The 17,340-nt window shown below is 72.6% G+C and carries 13 protein-coding genes and 3 tRNA genes; 8 read left to right on the top strand and 8 right to left on the bottom strand.

The window, feature by feature from the left end:
- Window positions 1-40: 40 nt before the first annotated feature.
- From purL to purS, 3 genes are read right to left on the bottom strand one after another with little or no spacing between them, the layout of a single operon-like run.
- Entirely contained in the window at window positions 41-2,290 is a 2,250-nt protein-coding gene (gene purL, locus ACZ6CV_RS12995) for a phosphoribosylformylglycinamidine synthase subunit PurL (protein ID WP_469250829.1), read from the bottom strand.
- Window positions 2,287-2,967 carry a phosphoribosylformylglycinamidine synthase subunit PurQ gene (gene purQ / locus ACZ6CV_RS12990; RefSeq protein ID WP_358710115.1) on the bottom strand — a complete coding sequence of 227 codons (681 nt, stop codon included), beginning with the start codon at window positions 2,965-2,967 and terminating at the stop codon, window positions 2,287-2,289. Before purQ ends, purL begins: the two co-directional genes overlap by 4 nt.
- On the bottom strand, window positions 2,964-3,236 hold the full coding sequence (gene purS, locus ACZ6CV_RS12985) for a phosphoribosylformylglycinamidine synthase subunit PurS (RefSeq protein WP_469250828.1): 273 nt from the start codon (window positions 3,234-3,236) through the stop codon (window positions 2,964-2,966). Before purS ends, purQ begins: the two co-directional genes overlap by 4 nt.
- A 351-nt stretch (window positions 3,237-3,587) precedes the next feature.
- Between purS and ACZ6CV_RS12980 the strand changes: the two genes are divergently transcribed.
- From ACZ6CV_RS12980 to ACZ6CV_RS12945, 8 genes are all read left to right on the top strand, one after another.
- The gene (locus ACZ6CV_RS12980) at window positions 3,588-3,905 is read left to right on the top strand and encodes a histone-like nucleoid-structuring protein Lsr2 (RefSeq protein ID WP_362375026.1); all 318 of its coding nucleotides are present in this window, start codon (window positions 3,588-3,590) and stop codon (window positions 3,903-3,905) included.
- A 122-nt stretch (window positions 3,906-4,027) separates the two neighbouring features.
- Window positions 4,028-4,099 (top strand) — tRNA-Gly (locus ACZ6CV_RS12975).
- 79 nt (window positions 4,100-4,178) lie between these two features.
- Window positions 4,179-4,254, top strand: a tRNA-Gly gene (locus ACZ6CV_RS12970).
- 137 nt (window positions 4,255-4,391) lie between these two features.
- Window positions 4,392-5,348: an ABC transporter ATP-binding protein gene (locus ACZ6CV_RS12965; protein WP_469250827.1), complete on the top strand. Its 957-nt coding sequence runs from the start codon at window positions 4,392-4,394 to the stop codon at window positions 5,346-5,348.
- On the top strand, window positions 5,345-6,154 hold the full coding sequence (locus ACZ6CV_RS12960) for an ABC transporter permease (protein ID WP_469250826.1): 810 nt from the start codon (window positions 5,345-5,347) through the stop codon (window positions 6,152-6,154). Before ACZ6CV_RS12965 ends, ACZ6CV_RS12960 begins: the two co-directional genes overlap by 4 nt.
- 11 nt (window positions 6,155-6,165) lie before the next feature.
- Window positions 6,166-7,473 (top strand): sensor histidine kinase, encoded by a 1,308-nt coding sequence (locus ACZ6CV_RS12955; protein WP_469250825.1) that lies wholly within the window; start codon window positions 6,166-6,168, stop codon window positions 7,471-7,473.
- A complete protein-coding gene (locus ACZ6CV_RS12950; RefSeq protein ID WP_355814636.1) occupies window positions 7,470-8,078 on the top strand; it encodes a response regulator transcription factor in 609 nt (202 codons plus the stop codon). The genes ACZ6CV_RS12955 and ACZ6CV_RS12950 overlap by 4 nt, the downstream gene beginning before the upstream one ends.
- Window positions 8,079-8,101: 23 nt before the next feature.
- A tRNA-Gly gene (locus ACZ6CV_RS12945) sits at window positions 8,102-8,174 on the top strand.
- 93 nt (window positions 8,175-8,267) lie between these two features.
- Here ACZ6CV_RS12945 and ACZ6CV_RS12940 read toward each other — a convergent pair.
- The 5 genes from ACZ6CV_RS12940 to ACZ6CV_RS12920 form a co-directional block, all read right to left on the bottom strand.
- Window positions 8,268-9,164: a phosphoribosylaminoimidazolesuccinocarboxamide synthase gene (locus ACZ6CV_RS12940; RefSeq protein WP_469250823.1), complete on the bottom strand. Its 897-nt coding sequence runs from the start codon at window positions 9,162-9,164 to the stop codon at window positions 8,268-8,270.
- Window positions 9,165-9,306: 142 nt separating this feature from the next.
- Window positions 9,307-10,785 carry a N,N-dimethylformamidase beta subunit family domain-containing protein gene (locus tag ACZ6CV_RS12935; RefSeq protein WP_469250909.1) on the bottom strand — a complete coding sequence of 493 codons (1,479 nt, stop codon included), beginning with the start codon at window positions 10,783-10,785 and terminating at the stop codon, window positions 9,307-9,309.
- A 265-nt stretch (window positions 10,786-11,050) separates the two neighbouring features.
- Window positions 11,051-13,054 carry a M48 family metalloprotease gene (locus tag ACZ6CV_RS12930; protein ID WP_469250822.1) on the bottom strand — a complete coding sequence of 668 codons (2,004 nt, stop codon included), beginning with the start codon at window positions 13,052-13,054 and terminating at the stop codon, window positions 11,051-11,053.
- 338 nt (window positions 13,055-13,392) lie between these two features.
- Entirely contained in the window at window positions 13,393-14,646 is a 1,254-nt protein-coding gene (gene purD, locus ACZ6CV_RS12925) for a phosphoribosylamine--glycine ligase (RefSeq protein WP_469250821.1), read from the bottom strand.
- A 263-nt stretch (window positions 14,647-14,909) separates the two neighbouring features.
- Window positions 14,910-17,315 (bottom strand): DNA polymerase III subunit gamma and tau, encoded by a 2,406-nt coding sequence (locus ACZ6CV_RS12920; protein ID WP_469250820.1) that lies wholly within the window; start codon window positions 17,313-17,315, stop codon window positions 14,910-14,912.
- Window positions 17,316-17,340: the final 25 nt, after the last annotated feature.

The following is a 17,340-nucleotide window of genomic DNA, read 5'->3' as shown; positions in this document are numbered from 1 at the left end:
GCCCGGACCAGGTCCGAACGGGGGCCACGACGGTGAACCGTCAGGCGAAGAGCCCGGGGATCGTCTCCTCGTGCGCCGCGCGCAGCTCGCTCAGCGGCAGCGTGAACTCGCCCTGCACGTCGACGGCGTCACCGTCGACCACACCGATGCGGCGCACCGGCAGACCCCGCGCCCCGCACATGTCGGTGAAGCGCAGCTCCTCGCTCCGCGGCACGGCGACGACCGCGCGCCCCGCCGACTCGGAGAACAGGAAGGTGAACGCGTCCAGGCCGTCCGGCACGACGAGGCGCGCGCCCTTCCCGCCGCGCAGGCACGACTCGGTGACGGCCTGCACCAGACCGCCGTCGGACAGGTCGTGCGCGGCGTCGATCATGCCGTCGCGCGAGGCCGAGATGAGGATCTCGGCGAGCAGCTTCTCGCGCGCAAGGTCGACCTCAGGCGGAAGCCCGCCGAGGTGCCCGTGGACCACCTGCGACCAGGCCGAACCGCCGAACTCCTCGCGCGTGTCACCGAGCAGGTAGAGGAGCTGGCCCTCTTCCTTGAACGCCATCGGCGTGCGCCGGGCCACGTCGTCGATCACGCCGAGCACGGCGACGACCGGCGTCGGGTGGATCGCCGCCTCACCGGTCTGGTTGTAGAGCGAGACGTTGCCGCCGGTGACCGGGGTGCCCAGCTCCAGGCAGCCGTCCGCGAGGCCGCGGATGGCCTCGGCGAACTGCCACATGACGTCCGGGTCCTCGGGCGAACCGAAGTTCAGGCAGTCCGAGATCGCGAGCGGCTTGGCGCCGGACGCGGCGACGTTGCGGTACGACTCGGCGAGCGCGAGCTGCGCGCCCTTGTACGGGTCGAGCTTCGCGAACCGGCCGTTGCCGTCGGTGGCGATGGCGACGCCGAGCCCCGTCTCCTCGTTGATCCGGATCATCCCGGAGTCCTCGGGCTGCGCGAGCACGGTGTTGCCCTGCACGAAGCGGTCGTACTGGTCGGTGACCCAGGACTTGGCGGCCTGGTTCGGGGCGGCGACCAGCTTGAGGACCTGCTCGCGCAGCTCGGCCGCGCTCGCCGGGCGGGCCAGCTTGTTCGCGTCGTCGGCCTGGAGGGCGTCCTGCCAGGACGGGCGGGCGTACGGGCGCTCGTAGACCGGGCCGTCGTGCGCGACCGTGCGCGGGTCGACGTCGACGATCTTCTCGCCGTGCCAGAAGATCTCCAGGCGGTCGCCGTCGGTGACCTCGCCGACGACGGTGGCGATGACGTCCCACTTCTCGCAGATCGCGAGGAAGCGCTCGACCTTCTCCGGCTCGACCACCGCGCACATGCGCTCCTGCGACTCACTCATGAGGATCTCCTCAGGGGTGAGCGTGGAGTCGCGCAGCGGCACGTCGTCCAGCTCGACGCGCATGCCGCCGGAGCCGTTGGACGCCAACTCGCTGGTGGCACAGGAGAGTCCGGCGGCCCCCAGGTCCTGGATGCCGACGACGAGCTTCTCGGCGAAGGCCTCCAGGGTGCACTCGATGAGGAGCTTCTCCTGGAAGGGGTCGCCGACCTGCACGGCCGGGCGCTTGCTCGGCTTGCTGTCGTCGAAGGTCTCGGAGGCCAGGATCGAGGCGCCGCCGATGCCGTCGCCGCCGGTCCTCGCCCCGTACAGGATGACCTTGTTGCCGGGGCCCGAGGCCTTCGCGAGGTGGATGTCCTCGTGCCGCATCACGCCGATGGCACCGGCGTTGACCAGCGGGTTGCCCTGGTAGCAGGCGTCGAAGACGAGCTCGCCGCCGATGTTGGGCAGGCCCAGACAGTTGCCGTAGCCGCCGATGCCCGCGACGACGCCGGGCAGCACCCGCTTGGTGTCGGGGTGGTCGGCCGCGCCCATCCGCAGCGGGTCCACGACCGCGACCGGGCGGGCGCCCATCGCGATGATGTCGCGCACGATGCCGCCGACACCGGTGGCCGCGCCCTGGTAGGGCTCGACGTAGGAGGGGTGGTTGTGCGACTCGACCTTGAAGGTGACGGCGTACCCCTGGCCGACGTCGACGACGCCGGCGTTCTCGCCGATGCCGACGAGCATCGCGTCGTTCTCGGGGACCTTCTCGCCGAACTGGCGCAGGTGGACCTTGCTGCTCTTGTACGAGCAGTGCTCGGACCACATGACGGAGTACATGGCGAGCTCGGCGCCGGTCGGGCGGCGGCCGAGGATCTCGCGGACGCGCTCGTACTCGTCCTCCTTCAGGCCCAGTTCGGCCCAGGGGAGCTTGACGTCGGGCGTCTCGGCCGCGTGCTTGACGGTGTCCAGAGTCATGCGTTGACCAGCTTCTTCAGGATCGAGGTGAAGAATCCCAGGCCGTCGGTGCGGCCGGTCCCGATCAGCGGCTCGACCGCGTGCTCGGGGTGCGGCATGAGGCCGACGACGTTGCCCGCCTCGTTGGTGATGCCGGCGATGTCACGGAGCGAGCCGTTGGGGTTGCCGTCGAGGTAGCGGAAGGCGACGCGGCCCTCGGCCTCCAGCATGTCCAGGGTCCGCTCGTCGGCGGTGTACTGCCCGTCGATGTTCTTCAGCGGGATCAGGATCTCCTGACCCGCCGTGTAGTCGGCGGTCCAGGCGGTCGATCCGTTCTCCACCCGCAGCTTCTGCTCGCGGCAGATGAAGTGCAGGTGGTTGTTGCGCAGCATCGCGCCGGGCAGCAGGTGCGTCTCGGTGAGCACCTGGAAGCCGTTGCAGATGCCGAGCACCGGCATTCCGGCCTTCGCCTGCTCGATGACGGACTCCATCACCGGGGAGAAACGCGAGATGGCACCGGCCCGCAGATAGTCGCCGTAGGAGAACCCGCCCGGCAGCACCACCGCGTCGACCTGCTTGAGATCCTTGTCCTTGTGCCACAGCGGCACGGCTTCGGCGCCGGCGACGCGGACGGCGCGCTGGGTGTCGCGGTCGTCGAGGGTTCCGGGGAAAGTGACGACTCCAATTCGAGCAGTCACTTCGCGGCCTCCTCGGCCTTCTCCGCTTCTTCGACCTTTACGACGAAGTCCTCGATCACGGTGTTGGCGAGGAAGGTTTCCGCCAACTCGTGGATACGGGCGAGGGTGGGGGCGTCGACCGGCCCCGCCACCTCGAGTTCGAAGCGCTTTCCCTGACGTACGTCGGAGATCCCCTGGAAACCGAGGCGCGGCAGTGCACGCTGCACCGCCTGGCCCTGGGGGTCGAGGATCTCCGGCTTGAGCATGACGTCGACTACGACGCGTGCCACTGGCACTCCCGGTGTGTGGTGCTGGCGTGTGCTGCCGCAAGGCGCTGAGCAGGTTCCTTCAGACTACCGGCACAAAATTTCTACTCGCGTAGATTCGTAGCAACCTACGAGATGACGGTCACGTTCCGGCATCAGAACCGGTTTCGAAGCGAGAACCTTCACGATGAATCCATGAAAGATCACGCCTCGTCATTGGAGCCTGACACGCGGAGGTATTAGGACAGGCTTCACAATGCAATGCCGGGCACTGTACAAAGGAAATGGCAATAGTCGATACTTTGCCCAAAACATCCGTGCAGTCGGCATCACCGCATGTCAAGGCGGTAGAGCCGCGCGAAGGGACCGATATTCGTGGCGCAACGTGTCGTGGTCACTCTCTTTGACGACATCGACGGCGGGGAAGCGGCGGAAACGGTCGCGTTCGGTCTTGACGGAACGTCGTACGAGATCGACCTCAGCCAAACCAATGCGAAGAAACTGCGCACGGCCCTCGCCCCGTACCTGGAGGCGGCCCGCAAGCAGTCCAGGTCCGGGATCGCGTTCCGGCACACGGCGATCTCCCCCGACCCGTCGGCGGTCCGCGCCTGGGCCCGGTCGCACCAGATGAACGTGCCGCCCCGCGGCCGCATCCCGAAGAAGGTCTACGAGGCCTTCGAGGCCGCCAACTGACCCCGCCGGCCACCCCGCCCGCGCCCCCGGCGGCAACCGACTTGCGCTGCACCCCTCCCGGTCGGCTAAAGTCTGGAGCACGCCGAGGGGCGCGGCCGAAGGGTCGGACCTCACGGAGTCTTGCGGGTGTAGTTCAGTAGTAGAACATCCCCCTTCCAGGGGGAAGGCGCAGTGTGCAATTCCTGTCACCCGCTCTGCATCGCTCACGGACCGGTCCTCCGGTTGCGGTAAGCTGATGCACGCGCCGATCAGTGAGAGCTGGTCGGAGGCAATGCGAACGTAGCTCAGTTGGTAGAGCGCAACCTTGCCAAGGTTGAGGTCGCGAGTTCGAACCTCGTCGTTCGCTCCAGATGAGAGGCCCCGGTCGAATCGACCGGGGCCTTCTTCATGTCCCCGCGTACCGCGGGCGCGACGTCTGACATTTGTCATGCGGGCCGGTGACACCGCGCACTGCCGACGCCCCCACGGCCCGGCGACGCTGGACACATGACGGACCAAGTGATCGACGTGACCGACCTCCGGCGCGTGTACGGGGGCGGGTTCGAGGCGGTACGAGGGGTCTCCTTCTCCGTGGGACAGGGCGAGCTCTTCGCGCTGCTCGGCACCAACGGCGCCGGCAAGACGTCCACCGTGGAACTCCTCGAAGGACTCGCGGCGCCCGCCGGCGGCCGGGTGCGGGTGCTCGGACACGACCCGTACACCGAACGGGCCGCGGTGCGCCCGCGCATCGGCGTCATGCTCCAAGAGGGCGGCTTCCCCGCCGAGTTGACCGTGGCGGAGACCGTACGGATGTGGGCGGGCTGCACCAGCGGGGCCCGGCCCGCCGCCGAGGCCCTGGAGGCCGTCGGGATGGGCAGGCGGGCCGGCGTCCGCGTGAAGCAGCTCTCCGGCGGCGAGAAGCGGCGGCTCGACCTCGCGCTGGCCCTCATCGGCCGCCCCGAGGTGCTCTTCCTCGACGAACCCACCACCGGACTCGACGCCGAAGGGCGCCGCGAGACCTGGGAGTTGGTCAGGGAACTGCGCGACAACGGCACGACCGTCCTGCTCACCACGCACTACCTCGAAGAGGCCGAGGAGCTCGCCGACCGGCTCGCGATCCTGCACGAGGGGCGCATCGCCGCCGAGGGACGCGTCGCCGACGTCGTCGCCGCCCAGCCCTCGCACGTCTCCTTCGAACTGCCCGAGGGATACCTCCCCGGCGACCTGCCGCCGCTCGCCGCACTCGGCGTGAGCGGGCACGAGGTCACCGGACGCCGCATCCGGATGCGCACCGGCGAACTGCAGCGCACCGCCACCGAACTGCTGCTGTGGGCCAGGGACGCACGCGTCGAACTGGCCGGGCTCGACGTACGGGCCGCCTCCCTGGAGGAGGCGTTCCTGCGCATCGCCCGCGACGCGGAGCACGGCACCGGCGAGAAGGAGATGAAGGAGATGACGGTATGAGCACCCTCACGGCGACCACCCCGGCCGCGACCACCCCGGCCCCGACCACCCCGGCGCAGCGGATGCGGGCGCTGGCCCGCGCCGAGCTCACCCTGCTCCTGCGCAGCAAGGGGACGCTGTTCGCGGCGCTGTTCGTGCCGTTCATCATTCCCGTCACCATGAAGCAGACCGCCACCGACATGGACCTGGAAGGCACCGGGCTCGACGTCGGGACCGTCGTCCTGCCGGCCGCCCTCGGCTTCTCCCTGCTCTTCGCCGTCTACTCCGCGCTGACCGCCGTCTACACCGCACGGCGCGAGGAGCTCGTCCTGAAGCGGCTGCGCACCGGCGAGCTGCGCGACCCGGAGATCCTCGCGGGCGCCGCGCTGCCGTCGGTCTCCATCGGCATCGTGCAGAGCCTGGTCCTCGCCGTGGGCTGCGCCGTGCTCCTGGACGCCGGTGCCCCCAGCGCGCCCCATCTCGTCGTCCTCGGCATCCTCATGGGCCTCGTCATGTTCACCGCGCTGGCCGCCGTCACCGCGAGCTTCAGCAGGTCGACGGAGTCCGCGCAGGTCATGAGCCTGCCGCTGATCTTCGTGTCGATGCTCGGGTCCGGGCTCTTCGTCCCCCTCGAGGTCATGCCCGACAAGCTGGCCTCCGTCTGCGAGCTGCTCCCCCTCTCCTCCGTCATCGAACTCATCCGGGGCGGCTGGGCCGGCAACCTCTCCGCGGGGGACGCGTTCGGCGCCCTCGGCACGGCGGTGGCCTGGACCCTGCTCGCGGTGTTTGCTGTACGACGATGGTTCCGCTGGGAACCGCGCCACTGAGGAGGTACCGGGTGCTACTCGGCCGCGTACGGGCCTGGCAGCGTGGTTGGCACGGCCGCAGCAAGATCGAGAAGGTCGAGTTCCAGAGTCTCGCCAGCTGGCACGCCCTGCCCTGGATCTTCTACCTCAGCTGGAGCTCCCTGCCGCTGGGCCTGAGCCTGCGCCCCGGCCTTGCGGCACACGCCCTCGGCTGGACGCTGATCGTCCTGGGCGCGGTCCAGTGCGTGCACGCCAACCGCACGATGCGGCGCTCGCTCGACCACTTCCTGAAGCGGCGCGCGATGCCGCGCCGCGACCTGGGCGTGGCCGTCGCCCTGATGGCCGTCGCCTACGCCGTGGCGATCGGCCTGCAGGCCCCCGACAGCGTCAAGGAGGGTCTGCTCTCCCTCACCGCCATGTACTTGATGATCCCGTTCGGGCAGGCGCTGGCCTTCGCCGTGCCGATCCGGACGTATCTGATCCGCATCGCGGTCCTCGACGTGCTGATCGTCGCCGGGTTCGCCGCCGCGGGCGTGCGCGACGGGCGGCTCCTCGCGCTCGCCGGGTTCATCGTCTTCGGCGGACTCCTCACCCTGTTCGCCTCGCGCTGCGGGGCCTGGACGCTCTCCGTGATGTGGGAGGCCGACCGGGCCCGCGAGGTCGAGGCGCGGCTCGCGGTCGCCGAGGAGCGGCTGCGGTTCGGGCGGGACCTGCACGACGTGATGGGGCGCAACCTCGCCGTCATCGCCCTCAAGAGCGAGCTCGCCGTGCAGCTCGCCCGGCGCGGCAGGGACGAGGCGGTGGACCAGATGGTCGAGGTGCAGCGCATCGCCCAGGAGTCGCAGCGGGAGGTACGGGAAGTGGTGCGCGGCTACCGCGAGATCGACCTCGGCGTGGAACTCACCGGCGCGCAGGGCGTCCTGGAGGCGGCCGGGATCCGCTGCCGGGTGACCGGATCGGCGGCCGGGCTGCCCGCCGCCGTCCAGTCGGCCCTCGGCTGGGTCGTGCGCGAGGCGGCCACCAACGTGCTGCGCCACGGGGACGCCCGGCGGTGCGACATCACCCTCGCGGTGGCCGAGGGGCACACGACGCTGGTCGTCGAGAACGACGGGGTGACCGAGGTTCCGCCCGGCGACGGCCCGGCGGAAGGGGGCCCGCCCCGGCACCGCGGCACCGGGCTCGCCGGACTACGGGAACGCCTCGCCGCGGTCGGCGGGACGCTGGCGTGGACGTCCGCCGGCGGCACCTTCCGGCTCCGCGCCGAGGTGCCGCCGCAGCGCTCCGACCGCGCCGCCCTTCGGGAACCCGCAGACCCTGCCGAGGAAGAAGCCCTGCTGTGAGCCTTCGTGTGCTGCTCGCCGACGACGAGCACCTCATCCGGGGCGCGCTCGCCGCGCTGCTCGCCCTGGAGGACGACCTGGCCGTCGTCGCCGAGGCCGCGTCGGGTCCTGAGGCGCTGGCCATGGCGCGGGCCCACCGGCCCGACGTCGCCGTGCTGGATCTGGAGATGCCGGGCGCCGACGGTGTGAGTGTCGCCACAACGCTGCGGGACGAACTCCCGCACTGCCGGACCATGATCGTGACGAGTCACGGCAGACCGGGGCATCTCAAGCGGGCCCTCGCGGTCGGGGTGCGCGGCTTCGTGCCGAAGACCGTGAGCGCCCAGCGGCTCGCCGAGATCATCCGCACCGTGCACGCCGGAAACCGTTACGTGGACCCGGAGTTGGCCGCCGACGCGATCTCCGCCGGGGACTCCCCGCTGACCGCCCGCGAGGCCGAGGTCCTCGAACTCGCCGCCGACGGGGCACCCGTCGCGGAGATCGCGGAACGCGCCGCGCTGTCGCAGGGGACCGTCCGCAACTACCTCTCGTCGGCGGCCACCAAGATCGGGGCGGAGAACCGGCACGCGGCGGTGCGTCTCGCCCGCGAGCGAGGTTGGGTATAGTTGTCCTCGCGCTTCGGCGCAGCGCGGACGTAGCTCAGTTGGTAGAGCGCAACCTTGCCAAGGTTGAGGTCGCCAGTTCGAACCTGGTCGTCCGCTCCGCAGAGAAAGGCCCCGGTCCACTGGACCGGGGCCTTTCTCGTGTCCCTCGCCGCCGGCCCACGCCGACGCGGGCCGGCGGGGACAGAACGGCTACCAGGGCGTGCCGGTGAGCCGCTCGTACGCCTCGATGTACTTGGCGCGGGTGGCGTCCACCACGTCCTGCGGCAGGGGCGGCGGCGGCTGCTCGCTCTTGCGGTCCCAGCCCGAGGCCGGCGAGGTCAGCCAGTCCCGCACGAACTGCTTGTCGAACGAAGGCTGGGCGCGGCCCGGCTCCCACTGGTCGGCCGGCCAGAAGCGCGATGAGTCCGGGGTGAGGACCTCGTCGGCGAGGATCAGCGTCTCGTCCTCGAAGCCGAACTCGAACTTGGTGTCCGCGAGGACCAGGCCGCGCTCGCGCGCGACGTCCCTGGCCCGGCCGTAGACGGCGAGGGTCGTCTGGCGCAGCTGCGCCGCGGTCTCCGCGCCGACCTGGCGGGCGACCTCCTCGTACGACACGTTCTCGTCGTGCTCGCCGACGGCGGCCTTCGTGGCGGGGGTGAAGATCGGCGCGGGCAGCTCCGAGCCGTCGACCAGACCCTCGGGCAGGGCGAGGCCGCAGACGGTGCGGGTCTCGTCGTACTCCACGAGGCCCGAACCGGTCAGGTAGCCGCGGGCCACGCACTCGACCGGGACCATCTGCAGGGGCTTGCAGATGAGGGTGCGGCCCTCCCAGTCGGCGGGCGCGCCCTTCGGCAGCTCCGCGGAGACGACGTGGTTCGGCACGAGGTCCGCGAGCTGGTCGAACCACCACAGGGAGAGCTGGGTGAGGACGCGGCCCTTGTCGGGGATCTCCGTGGGGAGCACCCAGTCATAGGCGGACAGGCGGTCGCTGGCGACCATGACGAGCTCGCCCGCCTCGTTCCGGTACAGCTCGCGCACCTTGCCGGTGTGGAGGTGGACCAGCCCCGGGACCTCAAGAGGCTCGGGCTTTTCTACGAATCCGGACACGGTTCCCTCCCGTGGTTCTGGCCAAGTGAGGTCGATTCTCCCGCATGGGACGTGCGGTTTTGGCCAGTGGTCGGGCGCACGGGCGCGGGGAGGCGCCCGGCGCCGGGTGCGGACGGGGCTCGGTCGCGCTTGCGGACGGGGCTCAGTCGCGCTTGCAGATGCGGTCGAGGAGGTTGGCCGTGGCCCGCTGGATGCGGGGGTCGATGTGGCCGGGGCGGTCGAGCGCCGGGGACCAGGCGAAGGTGCCGGACGCGAAGACCAGGGCGCCGGACGGGGCGCGGTAGAGGGACGACTCCTGGTGGCGGGTGACGCCCTCGGTGTCCTCGTACGGCGAGTGGGCGAGGAGGATGCGGCCCTGGTGCTCGGGGAGCGCGGTCCGCGGGAAGTAGCGGTCGGCCTCGCCGGCGACGAGGCCGTCGATCTCGTCACCGTCGTGCGCCCCGGTGGCCTCCCACAGCCAGTGGTCGGCGTTGCGGACGACGAGGGGGCGCGGCTCGGGGACGCGCCCCGCGTACTGGATGCCGAGCAGCTGCTGTTCGGCCTTGTCCTGCTCGCGCCAGAGGGCCGGGCGGCCGGGGCCGCGCCGCTTGCGGCAGGTGAGCAGCCGGTCCGCGACGCCGGACGGGGAGGGGCCCAACTCCACCTGCCAGTACATGGTGTTGGCGGAGAGGAAGACCAGCGAGGTGCCGTGCTCGCGGGCCCGCTCGGTGGTGCGGCGCATGGTGGTCGACCAGTACTCGTCGTGGCCGGGGAAGACCAGGCCGCGGTACCGGGTGGGGTCGATGCGGCCGGCGTGCAGGTCGCGGGCGTCCGCGTACGCGAGGTCGTAGCCGTAGCGCTCGGCCCAGCGGATGAAGTCGTAGGCGTGGCCCACGTGCAGCGGGAGGCCCGCGCCCGCGTACGGCCGGTCGAAGGAGACCGTCACGGCGGCCTCGCTCTCGCCGAGGAGGCCGCCCTCCTCGTCCCACGCGTGGTAGAGGCTGGCGCCCGTGCGGCCGTCCTCCGGGTAGAGGTTGTACGCCTGCCAGGTGACGTCCGGCAGGAGCAGCAGGAGGTCGGCGCGGCGGTCGTCGCGGACGGTGAAGGGGACGTGCGAGCGGTATCCGTCGGCGGTGGTGAGGACCGCCACGTACGCCCCGATGCTCCAGTAGGAGGGGATCTGCAGGCGCCAGGAGAGCCACCAGTGGTGGCAGGAGACGGTGCGGTCGGCGGTGAGCGGGGGCGGCTGGACGATGCCGGAGAGGCGCGGGCTCGTGGTGATCTTCGACGCGCCGTCGCCGCCGTAGTGCCCGATGCGGTAGATGTCGACGCTGAACTGCTGGGGCGGGTCGACGGTGACGTGGAAGTCGATCGCCTCGCCCGGGGCCGCGGCGCCGGTGGAGGTGAACCCCTTGATCTGGCGGTGCACGTCGTCGGCGTTGCGGGGGCCGCCGGTGCGGGGTGCCGGGATGTTCGCGCCGGGGGCCGGGGCGTGGTCGACGTACCAGGGCACGACGTGCCCGGTGTCGTCGAAGTAGTGCTCGGCTCCGCGCAGCCAGGGCAGCGGGCCCTGGCCGAAGGGGTCCGACACGGCGTGGGCGAGCGCGCCCGATTCCCAGCGGCGGATCGGCTCCGACCTCATCTCTGCCATCTCTGCCCCTCCCTCGCTCCCCCTGGCGTGTGCCGCCCGGTGGTGCGTGGTGGTCCGGCGGCCGGCTCCCAGCACATCACATTACGCAGGCACGCCGTCACCGTTCGTCGCGAATTGGTGTGAACGGAGAGTGACATTCCGGACGCCGGGGCGGAAGGGTGGCGCGCGGGGTGGGCGGGGGCGGGGTGGGGTGATGCCGACGGCGTGATGCGGGGTGGTCGAAGGTTGCCCCCCCCGGGGGGGGGCGTGCTCGGGGTCAGACGAGGCGGACCGGTTTCTCCGGGCGGATGCCCAGGCGGGCGAGCCAGTCCCGCAGCGGGGACGGGTCGCCGTCCTCGACGAGGCTCCGGACGCGCGGCGCGAGGTCCGCCGCACGCTCGCCGCCGACCAGCAGGGCGGGCCCGTCGAGCCAGTCGAGGCCCGGCGCGGCTCCCGCGGTGTCCACCGCGGCGCAGCACACCATCGCCGTGACGTGGTCGGCCAGCAGCTCACGGCCCGTACGGGGTGGCTGGAGCGGGAAGAGGGGCAGGGCGCCGTCGTCCCAGAGGGCCTCGTCGGGGCCCTGGCCGGTGGGCGCGGGGCGGGGCGGGGTGGCGGCCTCCTCGCGGGCCAGCTCGGCGGTCAGACCGGCGGCGAGGCGACCGCCACGGCTCTCTTCGTCGGCGTCGTCGTCGGTGTCGACGTCGTCCGTGTCGTCGGCGGCGGTGCCGAGGTCGGTGTCGTCGTAGGTGTCCGTGCCGGTGTCGGCGGCGGTGCCTTCGGCGTCCACGACAGCGGTGTCGCCGGCCTCGTCGGTTACGTCGGTCAAGTCGGCGTCAGCCTCAGGGGCGCCGTGGGCCTCGTACGCCCCGCCCCCTGCACGGGCCTCGTACGCCCCACCCCCCTCACGAGCTTCGTGGGCCCCAGCCGTCAGTGCGGCGTCGGCCCCGCCCCTCGGTCCGTCGCCCCACATCCCGTCACTCTCCGTATCGCCAACGGGATCCGTCGCGAGGTGGTCCAGGACGCGGCCCAGGGTCGGGCCGTCGGGGTCGGGGGCCGTCGGGTCGGCGGAGTGGCTGACGCCCAGGGAGTCCAGGACGCGGTGCAGCCGGGCGGCGTCGACGCGCCATTTCCGGTCGACGACCTCGTCCGGATAGTCCTGCCAGGCCACCGGCGCCCAGTCCGGGCTCGCCTCGGCGGGGCCGCCGTGGAAGAGGCGGGCGGCAAGGAGGGACGCCGCCTCGTCCACCGAACCGGGCTCCTCCAGAAGGTCACAGGCGGGGCGCTCGCCCAGGCGCGAGGCGAAGCCCTCGGCGAGGCGGTCCCTGCGGGAGAGCTCGGTGAGCGCGGAGACCACGCCCGCGTCGAGCCGGGAGGGCCAGCGGCCCATGCGCCAGGCGGGCAGCGCGACCCGGGTGAGGAGGCGGTCCCACCCCGCGTACGCGAGGCCGACCTGCTCCTGGGCGACGATCCGCACCCCGTAGTCCACGGCCTGGGCGCGCTCGGCGGCGGCCGCGGCGACGCCGCGCTCCATCTCGGCGGCGTGCACCCGGCAGTGCCGCAGCAGGAGCCGGGCGATCCGGCCGACGCCCCCGAGCACCACGCGCGGGATGGCGCCACGGCCGGGCGCCGCGGCGACCGCGACGGCAGCGTCGAGCCCGCGCACGAAGCGCCGGGCGGCGGCTATGTCGGGGTGCGCGGAGGGACCCGTACCGGCGACGACCGGGGCGAGCACGGCCCGCAGCTCACCGACCCGCATCCACCACAGGAACGGGGAGCCGATGACGAGGACGGGAGCGGTGGAGGGCGGGGTGGCCGAGGAGCCGGCGCCCGCAGGAGCGGCGGAGGAGGAGACGGCGGGCGGCCCGTGCGCGGGATGGGTGCGGTCCTCCAGCCAGCTGTCGCAGTCCGGGGTGAGCGCTATGGCCGAGGGCGCGGGCACGTCGAGACGGTCGGCGAGGTCGCGCACCAGCCGGTACAGGTCGGGCGCGGACTCCTCGGCGATCGGGACGGTGGGGCTCAGCGCGGGCCTGGCCCGCGCGACGACCAGCGCGACACCGGCCGCCCCGAGCAGGACGAGCACGGCGACGCCGGTGACCACCCAGCGCGCGACGTCCCAACTCCCGCCGCTCGCGTGGCCCGTGGCCCCGGCCGCGAGCAGCACGACGGCCACGGCCGCGGGCAGCAGGGCGACGGCCAGCGCCCGGCTGCGCAGGCGCAGCACGGCGAGGGCCCGGGAGCGCGCGGCCTGCGCGCCCACCTCCACACCCGTACCTGACACGACCGATGGCACCCCCTGCTGCCTTACTGTTCGGCCGCCGGCCTGGGCCGGCGGCGCACATCAATGGCGTTGGCGTTGCTCACTCCCCCACTGTGGCACCCGCCACCGACATCGCAATGCCGGTGGTCTGTTTGGCTCTGGGGGCCTTGAACGCTTGCGCCGCACCCTAGTTGGGGCGTCCCGCTCCGTCAGCCGGATGGGCCACCGGTCACTCGATGGAATGGCTTTGGCTAAAGGTGGATGCCGAAAAGGCCCCGGATCCAGTGTCAGATCCGGGGCCTGAAGTTGGCTGAAAGTCACGCGAGCGGGCTGGGCAGCGGGGGCATCCCCACAGCTGGTCAGGCCTCCGCGGCCGCCTTCGCCGCGATGTCCGTGCGGTGCTGCGAGCCGTCGAGGCGGATGCGGGACAGCGCGGCGTACGCGCGTTCGCGGGCCTCGGTGAGCCCGGCGCCGGTCGCCGTCACGGACAGCACCCGGCCGCCCGCGCTGACGACGGAGTCGCCGTCCCGCCTGGTCCCGGCGTGCAGGACGTACGCATCCGGGGCATCCTGCGCCGCGACGTCGTCGAGCCCCTCGATGGGGTCGCCCGTGCGCGGCGTGCCCGGATAGTTGTGCGAGGCGACGACCACGGTCACCGCGGCGTCGTCGCTCCAGCGCAGCGGGGGCAGGTCGGCGAGGTTGCCGGTGGCCGCGGCCATCAGGAGCCCGGCGAGCGGGGTCCGCAGGCGGGCGAGGACGACCTGGGTCTCCGGGTCGCCGAAGCGGGCGTTGAACTCGATGACCCGTACGCCGCGACTCGTGATCGCGAGCCCCGCGTACAGCAGCCCCGCGAAGGGCGTACCCCGGCGCCGCAGCTCGTCCACGGTGGGCTGCAGCACGCTCTGCATGACCTCGTCGACCAGCTTCGGGTCGGCCCACGGGAGCGGCGAGTAGGCGCCCATGCCGCCCGTGTTCGGGCCTTCGTCGCCGTCGAGCGCGCGCTTGAAGTCCTGGGCGGGCTGCAACGGGACGACGCTCTCGCCGTCGGTGACCGCGAAGAGCGAGACCTCGGGGCCGTCCAGGAACTCCTCGATGACGACGCGGTCGCAGGCGAGGGCGTGCGCGCGGGCCGCCTCGACGTCGTCGGTGACGACGACGCCCTTGCCGGCGGCGAGACCGTCGTCCTTGACGACGTACGGCGCACCGAAGGCGTCGAGGGCCTCGTCGATCTCGACCGGGGTCGTGCAGACGTACGACCGCGCGGTCGGCACGCTCGCGCCGGCCATCACGTCCTTGGCGAAGGCCTTGGATCCTTCGAGGCGGGCGGCCTCCTTGGAGGGCCCGAACGCGGGGATCCCGGCCTCCCGCACGGCGTCGGCGACGCCCGCGACGAGGGGGGCCTCCGGGCCCACGACGACGAGGCCGGCGCCCAGCTCCCGGGCGAGGGCGGTCACGGCGGCGCCGTCGAGGGCGTCGACCGGGTGCAGCTCGGCCACTTCTGCGATGCCGGCGTTGCCGGGGGCGCAGTGCAACTCGGAGACGTCGGGGTCGAGGGACAGAGAGCGGCACAGGGCGTGTTCGCGGGCACCACTGCCGATGACGAGGACCTTCACGGTGGTCAGCCTAGCCCGACCGGGCGGAGCGTTTTTGTACGGGCTGCCAGGGTTGGCGTCCGAGCCTGTTGTACGTTCCTCCAGCTCGCAGGGGCCCTTGCGGGGCCCGGGCGGCTTTTCGGCCGCCGCCGCGTCGCTCCTGACGCCCCCGAAACCGCCGCTCCGCGGCGGATCCCCTCCCACCCACCCACCCGTTCACCCCGCGACGCCGGGCCGGCGAGGGGCAGTCCCTGGAGCGCTACCCGTGGCTCGCCCGGGAGGCCCTACTCGTTCGGATACTCGTCGACCACCGTCGCGCCCAGCTCCCGGACGATGAGGTCGTGGCCGGAGAGGGCCGACTCCACCAGGTCGGGGTCGTCGTCCTCGGGGATGTCGTCCTCGGGGGACACGTGCTCGGGCGCGGGGGCCGAGGGGGCGGACGCCCGGGAGGACGGGGCGGGGCCCGGGTCCGGCCTGGGCGGCGAGGACTGCGGGGCGGGCGACGCCGGGGCCGGCGACGAGTGCTGCGGGGACGCGGCGGGGCGCGGCGCGGCCGGGGCGACCGGAGCGCCACCCCCGTACCCGCCGCCTCCGGAGGCACCGCCGAATCCGCCACCGGAACCACCGCCGAAGTTCCCCGCGGCCGGCGGGGGCGCGGAGCCGCCGGACGGGTCGACGATCGCCTCGACCTTCCACTGCACACCGAACTGCTCGGACAACGCGGCCCGCAGCACGTCCTCGCTGCCGCTGCTCGCGAAGTTGTCCCGCGCGCCCGCGTTGACGAAGCCGAGCTGCAGGGTCGTCCCGTCGAACCCGGCCACCTGGGCGTTCTGGCTGAGCAGGATCCAGGTGAAGCGGCGACGGTTCTTGACCGCCTCCAGGATGTTCGGCCACAGGCTGCGCGGGTCGGGCCCGCCGGCGGGCGCCTGGGCGGCCATCGGGGCGGGCGCCTGCGGGGCCGGGGCCTGAGCCGGGGCCGGGGCGGGGGCGGCGGTGGGCTGCGGGGCGGCTTGGGCGCTGCTTCCGGCGGACGCGGCCGTGGGCCAGCCGCCCGGCCGGGGTGCCGCCTCCGGGGCGGAGGACGACGTGGGTGCGGCGGCGGGGGTGGGCGCGGACGCGGGGCCGCTGCCCGGCGCGGAGGCCGTGGGCCACCCACCGGGCCGGCGCTCGCTGGAGGGAGCGGAGGGGGCGGGGGCGGGCGGAGCCTGCGCCGCTTCAGGAGCCACCTCAGAAGCGGCCTCAGGAGCCCGAGCAACCTCGGCGGCCTCGGGCGTCCCCTGTCCACCGCCAACATCCCCGGCACTCTGCGGCGCTCCAGGGGCAGCCCCCCGTACCGCTGCCCGCGCGGCGGCCGGTCCGCCGCCGGGCGGGACGGGCGGCCCGGACGGAACGGGCGAGTGGCCCGGCGCGGGCGCGGGCGCCGGGCCACCCGAGGGCATGCCGACACCGGGCTGCTGGACGCCCGCGTGGGCCTCGGGCCCGGGCACGTACCCCATGGTGGGGCCGGGGCCCTGGCCACCCGGGACGAAGTTCCCGCCGCGTTCCAGGCGGTCGAGGCGGGCCATGACGGAACGCGCGTCGTCGTAGGCGGCGGGGAGCAGCACGCGCGCGCAGATCAGCTCCAGCTGGAGCCGCGGCGAGGTGGCGCCGCGCATCTCCGTGAGGCCTTCGTTGACGATGTCGGCGGCGCGGCTCAGCTCGGCGCCGCCGAAGACGGAGGCCTGGGCCTGCATCCGCTCGACGACATCCGCGGGGGCGTCGATGAGCCCCTTCTCGGCGGCGTCCGGCACGGCGGCGAGGATCACGAGGTCCCGCATGCGCTCCAGGAGGTCGGCGACGAAGCGGCGCGGGTCGTTGCCGCCCTCGATGACGCGGTCGACGACCTCGAAGGCGGCGGCGCCGTCCCCGGAGGCGAAGGCCTCGATGACGGAGTCGAGCAGCGAGCCGTCCGTGTACCCGAGGAGGGACGTGGCCATGGCATACGTCACACCGTCGTCGGCGGCGCCGGCGAGGAGCTGGTCCATGACGGACATGGAGTCACGCACGGACCCGGCGCCGGCCCGCACGACGAGCGGGAAGACGCCGTCCTCGACGGTCATCTCCTCCTGCCCGCAGACCTGGGCGAGGTAGTCCCGCAGGGTGCCGGGCGGCACGAGCCGGAAGGGGTAGTGGTGCGTACGCGAACGGATCGTGCCGATGACCTTCTCGGGCTCGGTCGTCGCGAAGATGAACTTGAGGTGCTCCGGGGGCTCCTCGACCACCTTCAGGAGGGCGTTGAAGCCCGCCGAGGTGACCATGTGGGCCTCGTCGATGATGTAGATCTTGTACCGGCTGGACGCGGGGCCGAAGAAGGCCTTCTCACGCAGATCACGGGCGTCGTCCACGCCTCCGTGCGAAGCGGCGTCGATCTCGATGACGTCGATCGAACCCGGGCCGTTCCGCGCCAGGTCGCGGCAGGACTGGCACTCCCCGCAGGGCGTGGGGGTGGGACCTTGCTCACAGTTCAGGCAGCGGGCCAGGATGCGCGCGCTCGTCGTCTTGCCGCAGCCGCGCGGGCCACTGAACAGGTAGGCGTGATTGACCCGGTTGTTCCGCAGCGCCTGCTGCAGCGGGTCTGTCACATGCTCCTGCCCGATGACCTCGGCGAACGACTCCGGGCGATAACGGCGGTACAACGCGAGAGACGACACGTGTACGAGGTTATAGGCGACCACC

The sequence above is a fragment of the Streptomyces sp. NPDC041713 genome, assembly GCF_055591085.1.
Note: the sequence above shows the minus strand (reverse complement) of the source record. Positions and strands in the feature narration are given on the sequence as shown.

What these genes read in the sequence shown, in the direction of transcription:
- purL (WP_469250829.1), bottom strand. Translation starts at nt 2,290, where the DNA reads ATGACTCTGGACACCGTCAAGCACGCGGCCGAGACGCCCGACGTCAAG.
- ACZ6CV_RS12965 (WP_469250827.1), top strand. Translation starts at nt 4,392, where the DNA reads ATGACGGACCAAGTGATCGACGTGACCGACCTCCGGCGCGTGTACGGG.
- ACZ6CV_RS12960 (WP_469250826.1), top strand. Translation starts at nt 5,345, where the DNA reads ATGAGCACCCTCACGGCGACCACCCCGGCCGCGACCACCCCGGCCCCG.
- ACZ6CV_RS12935 (WP_469250909.1), bottom strand. Translation starts at nt 10,785, where the DNA reads ATGAGGTCGGAGCCGATCCGCCGCTGGGAATCGGGCGCGCTCGCCCAC.